General features: G+C 67.6%; 21 protein-coding genes and 2 pseudogenes. 11 read left to right on the top strand and 12 right to left on the bottom strand.

Annotated features, from left to right (window positions below; translation table 11 throughout):
• Positions 1-12: 12 nt before the first annotated feature.
• Positions 13-675: an acetate uptake transporter gene (locus tag AC5P1C_RS34850; RefSeq protein ID WP_493869986.1), complete on the bottom strand. Its 663-nt coding sequence runs from the start codon at positions 673-675 to the stop codon at positions 13-15.
• A pseudogene (locus AC5P1C_RS34855) lies at positions 672-1,271 on the bottom strand (DUF3533 domain-containing protein); the annotation flags it as partial. The gene AC5P1C_RS34850 and the pseudogene AC5P1C_RS34855, both read right to left, overlap by 4 nt.
• A gap of 160 nt (positions 1,272-1,431) precedes the next feature.
• On the opposite strand from AC5P1C_RS34855, the gene AC5P1C_RS34860 reads away from it, so the two are divergent.
• Complete coding sequence (locus tag AC5P1C_RS34860; RefSeq protein WP_493869987.1) at positions 1,432-1,590, top strand: hypothetical protein; 159 nt, start codon at positions 1,432-1,434, stop codon at positions 1,588-1,590.
• 330 nt (positions 1,591-1,920) lie between these two features.
• Here AC5P1C_RS34860 and AC5P1C_RS34865 read toward each other — a convergent pair.
• A protein-coding gene (locus AC5P1C_RS34865) for an IS3 family transposase (protein WP_493869988.1) occupies positions 1,921-3,083 on the bottom strand; the annotation gives its coding sequence in 2 pieces (ribosomal slippage) (positions 1,921-2,834 and positions 2,834-3,083; 1,164 coding nt in all).
• 140 nt (positions 3,084-3,223) lie between these two features.
• Here AC5P1C_RS34865 and AC5P1C_RS34870 point away from each other — a divergent pair.
• Positions 3,224-4,717: a right-handed parallel beta-helix repeat-containing protein gene (locus tag AC5P1C_RS34870; RefSeq protein ID WP_493869989.1), complete on the top strand. Its 1,494-nt coding sequence runs from the start codon at positions 3,224-3,226 to the stop codon at positions 4,715-4,717.
• Positions 4,718-4,749: 32 nt separating this feature from the next.
• Here the strand turns inward: AC5P1C_RS34870 and AC5P1C_RS34875 are convergent.
• From AC5P1C_RS34875 to AC5P1C_RS34885, 3 genes and pseudogenes are all read right to left on the bottom strand, one after another.
• Positions 4,750-4,866 (bottom strand): annotated as a pseudogene (locus AC5P1C_RS34875) (trehalose-phosphatase); the annotation flags it as partial.
• A 163-nt stretch (positions 4,867-5,029) separates the two neighbouring features.
• Positions 5,030-5,533 carry a hypothetical protein gene (locus AC5P1C_RS34880; protein WP_493869990.1) on the bottom strand — a complete coding sequence of 168 codons (504 nt, stop codon included), beginning with the start codon at positions 5,531-5,533 and terminating at the stop codon, positions 5,030-5,032.
• A 248-nt stretch (positions 5,534-5,781) separates the two neighbouring features.
• Positions 5,782-6,000, bottom strand: a complete 219-nt coding sequence (locus AC5P1C_RS34885; RefSeq protein ID WP_493869991.1) for a hypothetical protein — start codon at positions 5,998-6,000, stop codon at positions 5,782-5,784.
• 445 nt (positions 6,001-6,445) lie between these two features.
• On the opposite strand from AC5P1C_RS34885, the gene AC5P1C_RS34890 reads away from it, so the two are divergent.
• Entirely contained in the window at positions 6,446-7,087 is a 642-nt protein-coding gene (locus AC5P1C_RS34890; RefSeq protein ID WP_493869992.1) for a peptidase inhibitor family I36 protein, read from the top strand.
• A gap of 514 nt (positions 7,088-7,601) precedes the next feature.
• Entirely contained in the window at positions 7,602-7,841 is a 240-nt protein-coding gene (locus AC5P1C_RS34895; RefSeq protein ID WP_493869993.1) for a hypothetical protein, read from the top strand.
• Positions 7,842-8,100: 259 nt separating this feature from the next.
• Here the strand turns inward: AC5P1C_RS34895 and AC5P1C_RS34900 are convergent, their stop codons facing one another.
• Complete coding sequence (locus tag AC5P1C_RS34900; protein ID WP_493869994.1) at positions 8,101-8,637, bottom strand: hypothetical protein; 537 nt, start codon at positions 8,635-8,637, stop codon at positions 8,101-8,103.
• 228 nt (positions 8,638-8,865) lie between these two features.
• Between AC5P1C_RS34900 and AC5P1C_RS34905 the strand changes: the two genes are divergently transcribed.
• The 3 genes from AC5P1C_RS34905 (at position 8,866) to AC5P1C_RS34915 (ending at position 9,515) form a co-directional block, all read left to right on the top strand.
• Positions 8,866-9,069: a hypothetical protein gene (locus AC5P1C_RS34905; RefSeq protein WP_493869995.1), complete on the top strand. Its 204-nt coding sequence runs from the start codon at positions 8,866-8,868 to the stop codon at positions 9,067-9,069.
• A 112-nt stretch (positions 9,070-9,181) separates the two neighbouring features.
• Positions 9,182-9,358: a hypothetical protein gene (locus AC5P1C_RS34910; RefSeq protein WP_493870007.1), complete on the top strand. Its 177-nt coding sequence runs from the start codon at positions 9,182-9,184 to the stop codon at positions 9,356-9,358.
• Positions 9,312-9,515: a DUF6233 domain-containing protein gene (locus AC5P1C_RS34915; protein WP_493869996.1), complete on the top strand. Its 204-nt coding sequence runs from the start codon at positions 9,312-9,314 to the stop codon at positions 9,513-9,515. Before AC5P1C_RS34910 ends, AC5P1C_RS34915 begins: the two co-directional genes overlap by 47 nt.
• A 32-nt stretch (positions 9,516-9,547) precedes the next feature.
• On the opposite strand, the gene AC5P1C_RS34920 is transcribed toward AC5P1C_RS34915, so the two are convergent.
• The 3 genes from AC5P1C_RS34920 to AC5P1C_RS34930 all read right to left on the bottom strand — a co-directional run bounded on the left by AC5P1C_RS34920 (position 9,548) and on the right by AC5P1C_RS34930 (position 11,208).
• On the bottom strand, positions 9,548-9,820 hold the full coding sequence (locus AC5P1C_RS34920) for a hypothetical protein (protein WP_493869997.1): 273 nt from the start codon (positions 9,818-9,820) through the stop codon (positions 9,548-9,550).
• A 319-nt stretch (positions 9,821-10,139) separates the two neighbouring features.
• Complete coding sequence (locus AC5P1C_RS34925) at positions 10,140-10,727, bottom strand: ATP-dependent DNA ligase (RefSeq protein WP_493869998.1); 588 nt, start codon at positions 10,725-10,727, stop codon at positions 10,140-10,142.
• A gap of 295 nt (positions 10,728-11,022) precedes the next feature.
• Positions 11,023-11,208: a hypothetical protein gene (locus tag AC5P1C_RS34930; RefSeq protein WP_493869999.1), complete on the bottom strand. Its 186-nt coding sequence runs from the start codon at positions 11,206-11,208 to the stop codon at positions 11,023-11,025.
• A 101-nt stretch (positions 11,209-11,309) separates the two neighbouring features.
• On the opposite strand from AC5P1C_RS34930, the gene AC5P1C_RS34935 reads away from it, so the two are divergent.
• On the top strand, positions 11,310-11,525 hold the full coding sequence (locus tag AC5P1C_RS34935; RefSeq protein WP_493870000.1) for a hypothetical protein: 216 nt from the start codon (positions 11,310-11,312) through the stop codon (positions 11,523-11,525).
• Between the two features lie 559 nt (positions 11,526-12,084).
• Here AC5P1C_RS34935 and AC5P1C_RS34940 read toward each other — a convergent pair.
• A complete protein-coding gene (locus tag AC5P1C_RS34940; RefSeq protein ID WP_493870001.1) occupies positions 12,085-12,381 on the bottom strand; it encodes a hypothetical protein in 297 nt (98 codons plus the stop codon).
• A 13-nt stretch (positions 12,382-12,394) separates the two neighbouring features.
• Between AC5P1C_RS34940 and AC5P1C_RS34945 the strand changes: the two genes are divergently transcribed.
• Both AC5P1C_RS34945 and AC5P1C_RS34950 read left to right on the top strand, forming a co-directional pair.
• Positions 12,395-12,889, top strand: a complete 495-nt coding sequence (locus AC5P1C_RS34945; protein WP_493870002.1) for a hypothetical protein — start codon at positions 12,395-12,397, stop codon at positions 12,887-12,889.
• Positions 12,890-13,650: 761 nt separating this feature from the next.
• A complete protein-coding gene (locus tag AC5P1C_RS34950) occupies positions 13,651-13,791 on the top strand; it encodes a hypothetical protein (RefSeq protein WP_493870003.1) in 141 nt (46 codons plus the stop codon).
• 43 nt (positions 13,792-13,834) lie between these two features.
• Here AC5P1C_RS34950 and AC5P1C_RS34955 read toward each other — a convergent pair whose 3' ends face one another.
• A complete protein-coding gene (locus AC5P1C_RS34955) occupies positions 13,835-14,071 on the bottom strand; it encodes a hypothetical protein (protein ID WP_493870004.1) in 237 nt (78 codons plus the stop codon).
• A gap of 135 nt (positions 14,072-14,206) precedes the next feature.
• Here AC5P1C_RS34955 and AC5P1C_RS34960 point away from each other — a divergent pair, with 135 nt between their 5' ends.
• Positions 14,207-14,854, top strand: a complete 648-nt coding sequence (locus AC5P1C_RS34960) for a dihydrofolate reductase family protein (protein ID WP_493870005.1) — start codon at positions 14,207-14,209, stop codon at positions 14,852-14,854.
• Positions 14,855-14,863 lie beyond the last annotated feature (9 nt).

The raw sequence follows: 14,863 nt of genomic DNA on the forward strand, positions 1-14,863 counted from the left end.
GGACGGGCTGGATCACGGCTCCGGGTGCTCCTCCGGCATGGCAGGGGCGATGAAGCGGCCCATCGGCAGGACGTTGCGGCCCCAGGTGGAGGCCAGCACCTGCCCGGCCAGGAGATACAGCGCACCCGCCGCTGCGCACAGGCCCGACCAGCCCGCGACCCGGTTCCATATGACGTGTCCGGTGAAGCCGTTGCAGGTCATCGCGATGAAGACCACCAGGACACAGGTGAAGGTGAACAGCAGCGCCACATGGATGCGCCAGGTCGCCAGCCAGAGCACGAAGACCACGAACACCCAGGGCAGTGTGAATAGCCCCATCGCGTCGCCGTGCAGCGCGGGGTCGAGACCCGGCAGCACCCACTCCAGCATCAGCGCCTTTGCCATCCAGAAAAGGCCGAAGCCGCCGAAGACCGTGGCGTGCCAGGTGTCACCGCGCTGGGCCTGGAAGAGCCCGGCGAGCAGCTGGGCGAGGCCGCCGACGAAGAAGCCCACCAGCGGCAGTACGGAGTGGACGAGCTCCTCCGGGAAGATCCCGGCGTCGATCCCGGTGGCGATCGTCGTGACCACGATGAACCCGGTGAGTCCGAGCGGACCCAGTTGGGCCTGCGCGGAGGGCTCCATCCGCTTGACCGAGACCGCCTGGGCGGCGGGCCCCGACCGGTTCAAAAAGCTCATGCCGAGGACTTCTTCTCTAGTACCGGGGCCTCGTCGAGGTCCTTCTTCTCCTGCCGGAGCAGCGCACTGAGCAGCGTGACAGCCGTCCCGATCACCGCCCAGGCGGCCAGTACGGGCATCGGTCCACCCACGCCGTTGCCCTTGAAGTACGCGATCGAGCGTGCCGCGAAGGTGCCCGCGCCCGGTGGCAGGGCGGGCCCGATCACCCGCGAGAACGGTGGCAGCAGCGGATGCGGATAGGCGCCGCCCGCACTCGGATTGCCCAGGACGACGATCGCGAGGATCGTCAGGCCGATACCGACGACGCCCGCGAGGCCCTGGAAGGCGAGCGTGATCGCGCCGACCGCGAAGACCAGCAAGGTGCCAACACCCCAGAGCGCCATGATGCTGCCGGGCAGCGCGCCGAGGACCGGCCCCGCGATCACTGCCCCGAGCAGCCCGGCGGCGACCGAGTACGCCAGTACGGCACCGAGCCTGATCAGGGCGCGCGCAAGGTTGGACGACCTGGCCCCGGCGCTGATGGCGAGGATCGAGGCGCACAGGTAGCCGCCCACATACCACCCGACGACCAGGTAGAACGAGGAGAGGCCGCGGGCCAAAGACGCGGTCACCACCTGGGCGGCGTTGCTGCTCCTCGGGGTGCTGGCGCTGCAACTGGCCTTCATTGCGTAGTACGTCGGCGCCTTCCGCCAACCGAAACCGCACGAGATCCCCCTGGCCGTAGCATCTCCTGCCGAACCGGTCACCGCGCAGGCCGTGCAGCAGCTCTGCGGACTGCCGGGCGATCCGATCAAGCCGTGCGCCGTCAAGGGCGAGGCGAGCGCGGTCAAGGAGATCCGCGACCGCGGCCTCGACGGGGCACTGATCATCGACCCGCAGGGAACCACCGACCGGCTGCTCGTCGCAGGCGGCTGAGCCTCGCTCGCGCAGGCGCTCCAAGAGGTGGCGACTGTCACCGAACAGGCCCAGAGGCGCACCCTGAAGGTCGAGGACATCGCCCCGTCCGCCAAGGGCGACGCTCGCTGAGGAAGCCGGTTCGGGGGTCGCCGTCCAGGCCGCCGTTCTTGGTCCTCGTCATGCCCCCACGCTCAGTGGCGAGAGCGGTGCCCGCAGCAGGGCGGGCCCGAACGGGTGACGGACTTCTGGGGGGATGAAGACCTGTGTCACTGGGGTTGTACGTTCGTTCGTCGGTGTACGGGGCGGGGTGAAGTCGGGGGGGCCTTGACCCCGAAATCTGAACACGGGTTATGCGGCTGGTGCCAGCGTAGTTGTTGTGAGGTGGAAGGCGTTCTCAAAGGCGATGGGTGATCGCTGTCCGAGGTGGGAGTGTCGGCGCCGGGTGTTGTAGCGGTGGAGCCATCTGAATGCGTCGAGTCGGGCCTCGCGTTCGCCCGGCCAACTCTTTCGGCCCTGCAGGGCCTCGCGTTTGATGGTTGCGTTGAAGGACTCGGCGAGTGCGTTGTCCGCGCTGGACCCGACCGCGCTCATACTTTGCCGAACCCCTGCCGACCTGCAGGCTTCAGCGAAGGCCCTGCTCGTGTACTGGGCTCCGTGATCGGTGTGCATGATCGATCCGGCGAGACTGCCGCGGGTGCGGACGGCCGCGGCCAGGGCGTCGGTCACGAGGTCCGCGCGCATGTGGTCGGCGATTGCCCAGCCTGCCAGACGGCGCGAGGCGAGGTCGATGACGGTGGCCAAGTAGCAGAACTTCCCACCGTCGAGGGGCAGGTAGGTGATGTCGCCGACGTACTTGGTGTTCGGCGTGCCTGCGGTGAAGCCGCGGCGGATCAGGTCCGGAGCCTTGGCTGCAGCCGGATCGGGGACGGTGGTGCGGTGCCGGCGGTGCAACCGGATCCCTTCGATGCCGGACTCCCGCATGATCCTGGCGACCCGCTTGTGGTTGGCCGCCTCGCCGTTGGTCTCGCGGAGCTCGGCGGTGATCCTCGGGGCTCCGTAAGCGCCGTCCGATTCCCGGTGCACCGCCCGTATTCGGGCGGCCAGTTGTGCGTCAGCCGCCTGCCGGGCAGCCCGGTCTGCGGCTGTCCGGCGCCAGTAGTAGAAACTCGAGCGGCCCACGCCGAGGACGCTGCACAGCCGCTTCACGCCGTAGCGGCGCTGAAGGTCGGCGACACACTGGAAGCGGTTCACCAGCGCGTCTCCCCGGCGAAATACTTCGCCGCCTTCCGCAGGATCTCGCGTTCCTCCTCCAGCGGGGTCGGCCGCTGGGCCGGTTCCGGCGTCCGGCGTCCCCGCGGACGGCTCGCTCTGGCAGCCCTCACCCAGTTCCGCAGCGTCTCCGGATTGACCCCCAGATCGGCGGCGACCGACCTGAACGTCGCATCAGGCCGCGACTCGTACAGCGCGACCGCGTCCGCCTTGAACTCCGGCGAGTAGTGCTTCATGACCACGAGATGTCCGTTCTCAGATCCTCAGGATCCAGTGTCTCGTGCGTCCGACATCAGGGGTCCAGGCCCGAGATCTGATCCGTCCAACCCCGGCCCACGTTTGTCCATGGGCCGTTGGCACCCTGGATCGCTACGTTCCCCGCATGTCCGTACGCCGCACAAGCCTCGTGGCCCTCACCGCCATCACCCTGGCGGCAACAGCAGCCACACCCGCCTCCGCCGCAAAGCCAGGCAAGAGCTACTACGTCGACTGTGAGAAGGGCGACGACTCCGCATCCGGAACCACCGCAGGGACCGCTTGGCGCACCCTGAAGAAGGCCAGCGCCCACACCTTCCGACCCGGCGACCAGCTCCGGCTGAAACGCAGCACAAGCTGCACGGGGGTTCTGGCTCCCAAAGGTGCGGGTGCGGCAGGCGCCCCCGTGGTGATCGACGCCTACGGACGCGGGAAGGCAAAACCCCGCATCGAGGCGAACGGCGCCCGCGCGGCCCTGCACCTGGTTAACACCGAGCAGTGGGAGATCCGGAACCTCGATCTCTCCAACACGGGCCCAGCCACCACCACCGAGCGCCGCGCAGGCCTCTACGTCCAGCTCACCGACTACGGCACCGCCGACCACTTCCTCGTCGACGGAGTGGACGTCCACGACGTGAACGGCGCCGACGTCAAGGACCCCGACCCCTCCGGCGGGATCCTCTTCGTCGTACAGGGCAACTCCACCCCCACCCGCTTCAACGGACTCCGCGTCGAGGACTCCACCGTCCGCCGCGTCGACCGCACCGGCATCGGCACCATGTCGACCTGGGGCAGCGGCACGGACGCCGACGCCGAACTCCTCTCCAGCGGGGTGGAGTTCGTACGGAACAAGGCGTACGACGTCGGCGGCGACGGCATCGTCATCCACGAGACCCGCAAGGCCCGCGTCGAGCACAACTACGTGGACGGCTTCAACATGCGCTCGGCGGGCTACAACGCGGGCATCTGGGCCTGGGAGTCGCAGGACGCGCTCTACCAGTACAACGAGGTCACCGGCGGCCACGGGACACGGGACTCGATGGCGTACGACATCGACGGCGGCAACGTCCGCAACACCTACCGCTACAACTACAGCCACGACAACGAAGGCGGCTTTCTGCTCGTCTGCAACGGCGAGGGCAAGGTCAGCGACGGCAACCGCATCCACGACAACATCAGCGTCAACGACCGGAACACGACTTCTCCGTACGCCGTGATCTCCGTCGTCTGCGGGGCCACGACCGATACGCAGGTCTACCGGAACACCGTGGTCACCGACCGCGCCGACACCGCTCTCGTCTCCAACAACGGGCCCACCGGTGTCACCTTCCGCGACAACATCTTTGTGGGTGCCCCCGGCGCCGGGTCACCCATCAAGGACACCGTCAGCACCTTCACCGACAACCTGTACTGGCGGACCTCTCAGCCACGGGACGCCTCGGGGGTCAACGCCGACCCGCGGTTCGTCTCCACCACACCCCGCGTCCCCGACGACGTACGGCTGAAGCCCGGATCGCCCGCTCGCGGGCAGGGCACGGCCGTCGACGATGGGACCACCCGCGACTACTTCGGCAACACGATCCCTCCATCGCCCAACCTCGGTGCGGATCAAGGGAGTTGAGCCACCAAAGCAGCCAGTAGCTCCACCACGCCTTACGGGCCGTCCACCACGAGGTCGGCCCGCTCGGCCAGTTCCATGGCCTCCGCGCTGCCGCTGCACACAAGGAGGCTCCGCACCTGGTCCGAGCGGAGCTTCTCCACGACCGCGAAGGTGACTCAGCCCCGGCAGCACTCCCACGCACACCTACCTGAGAACTCCTAACGGAGTGATCTTTGAGGCAGTCGGATTACTGCGGAGTGACGATTCAGGATCCAGGAGGTCGGAGCCGCGGGATGTCGATGAGGACGCAGCTCCGCTATCGCCACCCCCCCTTCAACGCGGCATGCGTTCAGTAACAGCGTGATGGTTCAGGTGTGACCAGGCACCGATGCCCAGGGCTGTTCCGATGCCCACGAACGCGCCGGCCCCGGCGGGCACCACCCACTGCGTCATCGACGGCGCGGCGTGACTGCCGTTCCTGGTGAGCCCAACTGCAGCAGTCAGCAGGCCGTAGGGGATCAACAGCGTTCCCGCCCAGGCCGGGACGAGCAACAGCCACCGGGGGAGTCTTCGTCCCCATGGCCGCACGAGGGCAAATGCCAGCATCACCCCAGCCAGCGCCAGCACGGCCGTGAAGTCGATGCCGTGTTGTTCCAGCCACACCAAAGCATCGGGGGCACCGTTCTTCTCGAACTCACCCACCACATCGAACCCGTCCGCAAGCCCCGCCCTGCCGCCGAATGCCCAGTACATTTTCAGAGCGATATAGGGCGCGGCAGCCACACTGCCCAGGGCCACGATCATCCGAGCTGCTGCTGGCCTCACCATGCGGGTCATCCACTCTTTCCTGGAAAATCCTCACCGGCCGACGACTGTCGTCGGCCGGTTCCACGGTGCTCCGCGACGGGCGCCCGGGCATCACGCCTGGGTACCGTCGCCACGGTGGGCCCTCCACCGAACGGCGGAGCGGAACTGCACCCATGACCTTGTGCGGCAGTTCGCCGCCATGCTCGACGCCCGATGCAACCGCGCGTGCGAACTGGCTTGAGCAACCCGCCACGTCGTGCTTCCCGGCCTTGGCCGGCCTAGTCGTCGAGCGAGTCCTCCAGCATCTTGTTCTTGTCGAACCGGCCGTCCTCGTCGAGCCAGCCCAGATCCCCCATTGCGGCGTTCGCGACGATCGCGGTGTAGTCGTCTTCCTTCACGTCGTCGCAAGCTTCCGGCTTCCCCTCGCCGTCATGCTTGTACTGCTCCGCGAGGGCCTTGGCGCAGCCCTTCACGATCTCGTTGTACGAGGGCTGCATGAGCCAGACGACGAGTGCGGTTAGGCCCCGGCCACGGCGAGCGCGGCGGCGGTGATCACGGTGGTGCGGCGCATGGTTCCCCCGGGCGTATGTGAGGCCCGGTGCGTAGCGGGACCGGGCGCCAGCGGGGGCGTGAACGGCGAAGCCTCACCGGGGAGGCGGTGGGGCTCGTTCGCGGTGCCGTCCCATCCCAAGCCTTCCGATGGCGCCCCTCGCTAGCCGTTCCCATAAAGATCCAATAACGGACATGTCGGCCGCAAAGCGCGGTGTGCGACGTCCTTGAGGGCGGCAACGGCGCGTCGATGAGCACAAGTTGACGCACGTTCCGTCCACGTGTGTCCGTTTGCTGGGTCTTGCTCATGAGATGCATAGGAAAGTTCGATAAGTTCACTGCTGGTAGCGTCCGTGCCTGTTCAATCAAGATCAACCGCTCGGAGTTCCCTAAGTGAATCGCTCGCTCGCTGCCAGCGCCACGGCAGTTGCCGTCCTCGCCCTCAGTGCCCTGACCACTTCCGCCGCCCAGGCCGACACCTCCAGCGAGCGCCTCCAGGAGTCGATCGATGAGCAAATAGCCGAGTACGGCGGCACGCAGGTTTCGGACTACGCCGTCGCCTACGACGACGGTGCAGTCGTCGTTTTCCCCAACCCGGTTACCGGCGAGGCTCCAGACAACCTCGGAACAGGAACTCACCTGCGTCAGGCGCAGAGCTACAACCTGGACACCGATCCGAATGACAACGTCGGACTGCGGTCCGCAGTCCAGGGCTGCCCCTCGGGGTGGACCCCCAACTCGGACTGGTTCTGCTTCTACCAGTACAAGAACTTCAAGGGCAAGCGCTGGCAGTTCAAGGACACCAGCGTCGGATATGCCGCCAACTGGGGATTCGACAACAAGACATCGTCGTGGGTGAATAACCGCTCTGATTGGGTTATCGACACATATCGTATTCTTGACTCGAAGTGCCGAGGTAAGGACTCTATGTTCGTCATGGGGCACGGAAAGTCCTCGGCAGTGGACTCCAGGGTTGACAACAAGCTCACGGCCTGGAAGGCCCAGCATGTCAAGAACTGGCCCGGTTGCAGCTGAACCGAGCTGGTAGAAGGAGGAATCTCTATGACTAAGCTGCGAATTGCTATCGCCGTAACCAGTGTCGCTGCCCTAGCGTTCGGCGTCTATGGCCTGCTGTGGGCTCCGGAGCCCGGCACCTCTTCTACCTCTGTGGGTAGCTACTTGGATAGCCACTGAGGTTATTTAGGCCCTAGCAGAGCGGCCCCGCAGCGGCTGGGGGTTGAGCGCGGCGGGGCCTCATGCCGGGCGCGACCCGGCGCAAGTTTTCAGTGTGGCAGCGACGGTCGGGTGCGGGTCTTATTCGAGCGGGATCTCAACTTGCTTGATTTTCCCGTTCGTCGAGAGCTCCGCGTGTATGGCGCTGTCGCCGGATATGCCAGCGCGCTCGGCGGTTTCTGGAGGTTACCGGCCTGTTCGTGGGCGCCGTGAAGGAACGTCGTCGGCGGCTCGCCGCCAGCGCGTAGCCGTGCAAACCGGAGCCCCTGCCTCGCGTCGAGGTGGGGGCTTCGTGCTGCCCGCTTAAGATCCACGGGTGGCTGACATCACCGACGAATTGATCATGCTGGGACGATCCGCCGAGGAAGCACGAGCCGGTCTCGCTGGCCTCGACGGCGAGGAGTACGCCGCGCAATGGCGCCTGTGGGCAGCTGCGGCCGAGTCGTTCCAGGCGGCCGTCACCGCGCACTCCATGGAGACGGGTCAGCCGCGGCATGAGGTCGAGATGGCGACGAAGAAGGCCGGACGGCACGCCGACGAGGATCCGGTCGAGTAGCCGGGTTGAACGGGCCTCGCGCCTGTTGCGGGAGCCTCGCGGCGTAGAGGAATTGCGCCCCCATCGGTCCGTTCTGGGGCCCGCGGGGAGAGGGTGGTGGAAGGTTGGGCGTGCCGCCTGCGACGAGCTCCCCTCCGCGGTCGGCGCAGCCCGACTATGGGCGCCGATGCTGCGGGAATGCGTCGGCGCCCATGGGTGTACATCACGCTTCTCACAGGGGATCGCCGCGTGCATCCCGTGAGCTTCATGGCGTCGGGAGCTACGTGATGTCCGTGAGCTTCATGGGGTCGGGCAGCGACGTGATGTCCGTGAGCTCGGTCGAGGCCGGTGTCTTCGGCGCCTGCGGCACGCCGGTGCCGAGCTCGGCCGGGCTGACCGAGGCCACCAGCCCGTCCGCAGCCTGCTGGATGGCCTGCATCGCGGTGACCAGCTCGGTCGAGTCCCCGCCTGTGACGGCCCCCAACACGGCGTCGATCGCGTCTGCGAGCGACTTGCCGGGCTCCGGTGCCGGGGCGGGCGCTGCGGCGGACACCTCGTCGAGCGCGGCCTTGACCGCGGCCCGGTCCTGCTGGTCGGCCTGGCCGGTCGCGCCGTTCGAGGCCAGTTCGCCGATCGCGGTGTAGAGCGTGCCGAGGCCGCGCTCGATGCGGAGCGTGCGCTCGTCGTCGACCGGCGCGGTCGCGGCGCGGTTCTGCTCGGCGGCGAAGGCGGGCGCCGCCCCAATGGCGGCCGCGCCGGCGCTCAGGGAGACGGCGACGGCCAGGGAGAGAGTGATTCTGCTGCGTGTGAGTCGCATGGCGGGGAGGGTTTCCTTTCTGCGGGGGGAACTATGGCTACCCTCGAAGAGGCGGACACTTTCCGCCACCAGGCAGATGCGGGACGTGGCTATTCGGGTGCCCACCGGCGTCGCACCGCTTCCGGTGGTGGGTGCCCCACCCGGAATTGTCCTCTGACAGGTGACCTTGACCGTTTGTCAGGCGATATTGACCGGCGCCGTCAAAACGCCTGTCGGTACGGTCAGCCGATGGAAAACCCACCTGAGAACGTGGACCGCCACATCCTGGACCACCGGGTCGTCCTGGCGCTCAAGGCAATCATGGACGCCTCCGGCTGCACGCTCCACGAAGCGATCGACATCTTCGGGGTCCGGTACGAGGAGCTCCGCCGCGACCGGCCGGACGACTTCCAGGTGAGCCGCGAGGAGTACGGACGCAACGTCTACACCTGACCTGAGGTCTTCACGCCGGTCAAACTCACCTGGCAAACAGTCAAGATCACCTGTCAGAGGACAGGAATGACCCGCCCCGACTGGCGCAGGTCAACGCCCTGGACTCGCGCATGTGAACGATCAACTTCCGCTTGACGAGCTCGCCGCGCTCCGCTTCCTGGAACGCGTGCAGGAACGGGACCTCGCGCGCACCAAGCGATGGATCGCGGACGCAGAGCGGCGCGAAGACGAGCGGGCGCGAGGTGCCGTCGCCCGGCCGCCGGCCCCGGACTCATCGAGCAGGGCCTGAGCGGACACAAGCCCGTATACGTCCACGTCGGGACTGCTGGAGCGGGAGGAAGCGGACGAGCCCCATCACCCGGGATGAGGCACGCCGCGCGCTCGCCGAGAACGTCGACCCTTGCCCGCACTGCCGACCAGACACGGCCCTCGGGCTGCTGGAGTGAGCGCATCATTGGAAGGGCGCAGTGATTCGCTGCTAACCCACCGCGTCGTCCACGATCTCCTCCCCGGCGTCCGCGGCTGCGTCCGCGTCGTCCTCCCCGGTCGGCTCGACATCGTCCACGCCGTCCTCACATGCCCCCGCGCCCAATACGGCTGCGATGTCCTCGAATGGAGTGCCTTCGCACGGCTGTTTGCTGCCGCTGGTGCTCCCTGTGGGGGCCGGTACGGCGGCGTGGGCGTCGGTTCCACCTGCCAGGGCGAGGACACCTGTGAGAAGGGCGGTGGTGGCGAGGTTCCGTGTGCGCATGAGTTGCCTTACTCAGTAGAGGTAGGGACACCGCCATCGCACCAATCCCGCGCCCCGGTTGCGCGTGCTCAGTTGCTCCGTTTGGCCCCTGGATGGAGGGCCCGACTCCTACTCCGTCATCTGAGGAGCTGCTTTCGTCAGCCCCTCCCGGGGGCGCCGCTACCTTGGTGGTTCCCGGGGCGGGCGCGCGCCCGCCCCGGGAGGCGGCACGTCCGCAGGGGCGACGTCCAGGCGGAGTCGGACGAAGCGCGCCGGGTGCCGCCACGCTCCCCGCTCCTGGGCCGTGTCGACCGTGATCTCAGCGACCAGTTCGGCTCTACTAGAACGACGTCGAGGGGCGTCCGTGACCCCCACGAGGCGGTGAACCGCGCCCCTTCCCAGGGTGGCCCGGCCCGGCCGCCGACAACTGCCAGGTCAACTGCCTCATGGCGTCGGGCCGCAGCGGCGTGCTCCGGCCTACGGGTCGCAGCACCCCGGCCTCGTCGAGGCGCCCCAGCACCAGGCTTGTGGGGCGGCTCGGTGTCCCGGTGATGGCGCCGAGGATGGTCTCGGTCGAATCCCGGCGGCGCACTTTGATCAGCGCGCGGTCGCCGCGCAGGTAACGCTGACGGCTACCGCGCACCACGACCCCCTCGATGCCGGGAACGTCGGTCCAGGAGGTGAGCCACTCATGGGCGAGCGTCGCATCGGTTGTCTCGGGGCAGAGCGTCCAGGGGGGGGCGGTCAGCTGGTGCTCGGCGAACAGCGTTTCCAGCAGTGCGCGGCGCTCGACGTACGGGGCGCGCAAGAGGGGGTCCCCATCCGCCTGTAGAGCGTCGAAGACCGAAGTGCGCGGGCACTCGGCGGCGCGACGGGCGGCGTTGCGGCCGCTGGAGGCCGCGCGCCGTTGCAGGGCCTCGAAGGACATGTGGCCTTTCGGACGGGACGAGCAATTCACCGTCCAGGACCAGACCGGGCGGCAGGTCGGCCGCAGCGCGCACCAGATCCGGGAATCGGTCCTGGATGAGGTTGCCGCGGCGGGTCTGCACCAGCACGGGCCCGTGCGCCGGGAAGCGCGTGAAGACGATCGCGCGAAAGCCGTCCTACTTGGGCTGGAAGATCAGTTCACCGGGGAGCGCGCCGGGTGGAGGCAGACGGTCGCGGGCCTGAGCCAGCATCGGCTCCACCAGCGGGCGAAGCATCATCCCGGTCGCCGCGCGCGGTCAGGAATCGTGCGCGGAGATCACGAGCTTCCAGCCAGAGCCCGTGCACCCCTCTTGTAGGGGCGGGAAGCGATGGCCGCGTACGTCGGCGCTGTACCGGTGGTGCTGCGCGCACTCGCACTCGTAGATTCCGGACTCGGGGACGATCTCACCGGGGCGGTAGACCTGCTCTTCGTTGTCGCTCATACATCCGGTCTAAGGGCCCTCGCAGCCGCCCGCGACTCGGGGGCGCCGCACGGGCTGGCCTTCGGACAGCGCGTCGTACCCAGCCGGCGCACTCTGGAGGTATGGCCGGTGCAGCGCCGATCGTCGTGCACACGCCGTCGCCGACGGGCGGCCGACGGGTAACGGTGCGCGGTGAGATTCTCGGCCTCGCGCACGCGGATGCTGACGTGACCGAGTTCCTGCGCCGTGCCGGTCTACCGGACGCGGAGGGACTGCTCGACGACCCGGCTTGGGTGAAGTGGCGCGGCGGGCGAGCCCACCATTACGAGGCGGCGTAATCACATGATGCTTCCCGCCCCCTGTGACCTTCTGGTCGCCAGCGTCAACCGGTAGGCTGCCGCCCGGAATTGCAGGGCCCTTCGCGGCCTGTCCATGCAAATCGGGGGAGAGAACTTATATGCGTGCCCGAACGAAGTACGGGGCGGCTGTAGCCGCCGCTCTGGGGGGCGTTCTGCTTGCAGCTGCGCCCGCGTCGGCAGCGTCGGTCACTTGGGAGCGCAGCTGCGGCACCACCTACGGTGGCGTCATCAACTCACAGTTCGTCGAAACCTATAAGCGCGCAGGTGGCAGCTGCGCGGGCCACGCCTACGTCAGTTACAAGGACCCGCAAACCGGTCACTGGTACGACTGGCACAGCAACTCCAAGACTGCGTTCATTAAGGGCGAAGGCATCAAGGCCAGTCGGCACAAGGGTTGCGCTGACTGCAAGGTGTACACCCTGACCCGGTAACCCAGTAGCTTTCACCGCCGCGAAACACGGCCCCCAGCCGGATGGCTGGGGGCTTCGTGCGTCACAGATCGGTTCCTCGCGATCTCGCAGCGTCCGGTCTCGGTGTGCTACTCGGCGCACTCCGGGTCGCAGCCCTGCGCTCCGTTGTCGGGTGGCAGGATCGCGTCGTGGAGTTCGACGAGCCGGGCGTCCCACCAGCGGGACAGGCTCGTCGCCGGGCCGAGGTGACGTCGGACGCGGTGGACGTGTCCGACACCGAGCTCGCCCGCCGGATCATTGAGGGGGAGCAGGAACGGCTTGGTGCGGGCGGCCAGAGGCCCTGATCGGAGAGCGGCTCGGGGCGTGCCAGGAAGAAGTAGCATCATCGCCGACGTGGCGAGGCGAAGGCCGTCGCTTGCTGACAAGGCGGTGTGAAGCGTGGAACAGAAGAAGCCCTGGACGATCCAGTGGCATATTGCCGCAGATGGAACGGTGATCAAGCAGCGGTCCCGGGGCAGCAGGGAGCACGAACAGCTGTTCCAGCAGTTTGCAACGACGCGGACGCCGAAGATCGAGCAGCTCGACGCCATGGAGGAGGGGCTGCAGCGTGCCAGCGCCTCCGGCGAGCGAAGGTCCAGGGTCCTCCTCTACCTGGGCTACGTGGCTCTCGCAGGGCTCGTGGCCGGGGTCGTGTCGACCTGGGCCGGCATCGATACCGGGTTCTTGACGCTGGGGTCGCTCGCTGTCGTCGTTCTCCTCGGGCTCAGCACGGGCGTCATCATGCGGGCATCGATCAGTCGCTATCAGGGCGCCCACCGGGAGGCCGGGTTCGAATCGCCGAACGGCGTCACGCTCGCCGCTCGCGAGGCCCGCGTGATGATCAGCGATCCAGGTGCCGTCTCCGGCAGGGAGTTCGCCGCCGTCCGAGCCTGAGGGCCGACGTGGGCGGTGGTTTTAAAGCGGGAGGCGGCAGCACCGCTCCTTAAGCAGGAGGCGGCAGCACCGCGTCGAGGACGTTCGCAGGAGCCTCCACTCCCGAGCTGGGCGCGGGGTCGATCAGAACTGCTGGATCGGACAGTGGGGTCGCATCGCAACAGATCCCGCTTCCATCACGGAGATTCAGGCTGCGCGGATTGAGATCACAAGGAATGACCGCAACGACCAGGAAGTGGCTGAACCAGGTCCGACGAGCCGTTCGTGATGCGGTCACTGTGACCGAGCCAGGCTCCGGGCGGCCTCATGCCACCCACCTGTTCCCCCAGGGAGTCCCAGCCCGCGAAGCGTGACCGCGCAGCAGAAGAAACTTTTCACCCATGTCGGATCTGCCGCCGCGCGATAGATCAGACTGTGTCCACTGGCGTTCAGCGGAAGGTAGTTGACGATGCCCGCCGCCCGGTCCCTGTTTCCCGGCTTGCGATGCGGCGTGCAGCGCCGAGTTGAGCGCCTTCGATGATCATGATGGCGCCGCTGTTCCATTGCAGGGATCCAGGACCGGGATGCAGCCCGTGACCTGCTCTTGCGCCTTCACCTCACCCCCAACTCGCCCAGGTTTGGGCCGCGGATACGCCGGCGCCCTGGTTCATTGGGCCGGCGAGCGGCTGAATGTAGCCCTGCGGCCGGTGGCCCGGCCCAAGGACGCCAAGGCTTCGTCGTGGTCAAACCCGGTGGAAAGTCGAGCGGTCCATCACGGGTACATGCAGGCCCGCCGCAACGCGGGAGACTACGTACGCCTTGTCCAGCACTCCGAAGCCCACATCAACTGGGCCTTCATCACCCTCATGCCCCGCTGCCTCACCCACTCCAACAAGGCCCAGCAAGCTGCCGGATGCCTCTGAACACGAAGCCCTCACCCTCAGCCGCCGCCCTGCTCAGCGGCGTTCACGGCGACGGAATGAGGCCCGCGGCCTTGAGCACCGCAACGGTCACCACCGTCGGGTGGACATTGTCGTGAACACCGCCCGCCTGATGCGCGAGCCCGAGACACGGGTCTTCGATGGCGACGCGCTGTTCTTCACGGCGGCCGCGCCCCGGGACGAGGACTGGCTGACGCGGAAGGCGTGGGCGCCGTACATCGGCGGCACGCTGGAGAACAACGACATCGACTGCCTGCGTCAAGATCTGACCAGCCGGAGCGGATGGACGAGATCGCGGAGGTGCTGCGGGCACGGCTGCGATGACTTTTTCCGGGCCCGCGGGTCTACCCTTCCGACAGCGATGACCAGAGATCACCGAACGGGAGCAGGTAGCACCATGACGCAGTTGCTGCGGGTTCAGAGCTTCACCGTCTCGAGCGACGGATTCGGCGCGGGCGAGGGGCAGAGCCTGGAGCGGCCCTTCGGCCACGCCGATCCGATGAGTTTGATGAGCTGGGCCGGCACCACGGCCAGCTGGAAGATGCGGACGGAGCCGGGCGGCAGCCGCGGACTGGACGACTACTTCATCCGCGACTACGACCACAACATCGGCGCCGAGATCATGGGCCGTAACAAGTTCGGCCCGCAGCGCGGCCCCTGGGAGAACGAGGAGTGGCAGGGCTGGTGGGGCGACGAGCCCCCCTTCCACACCCCGGTCTTCGTCATGACCCAACACACCCGCCCGTCCTTCACCTTGTCGGACACGACCTTCCATTTCGTCGACGACGACCCCGCCAAGGTCCTGGAGGGGGCGAAGGAGGCGGCCCAGGGCAAGGACGTCCGCGTCGGTGGCGGCGCCACGACCATCCGCGCCTTCCTGGAGGCAGACCTGGTGGACACCTTGCACGTGGTGGTGGCCCCATCGATCACGCTCGGTTCCGGGGCCCGCCTGTGGGAGTCCCCGGACGAGCTGACCGACCGCTTCCACCTCGACGTGGTCCCCAGCCCGAGCGGGGTGGTGCACCACCTGTTCTGGCGGAAGTGACGCGCTGAG

The organism is Streptomyces sp. A18 (assembly GCF_059026065.1).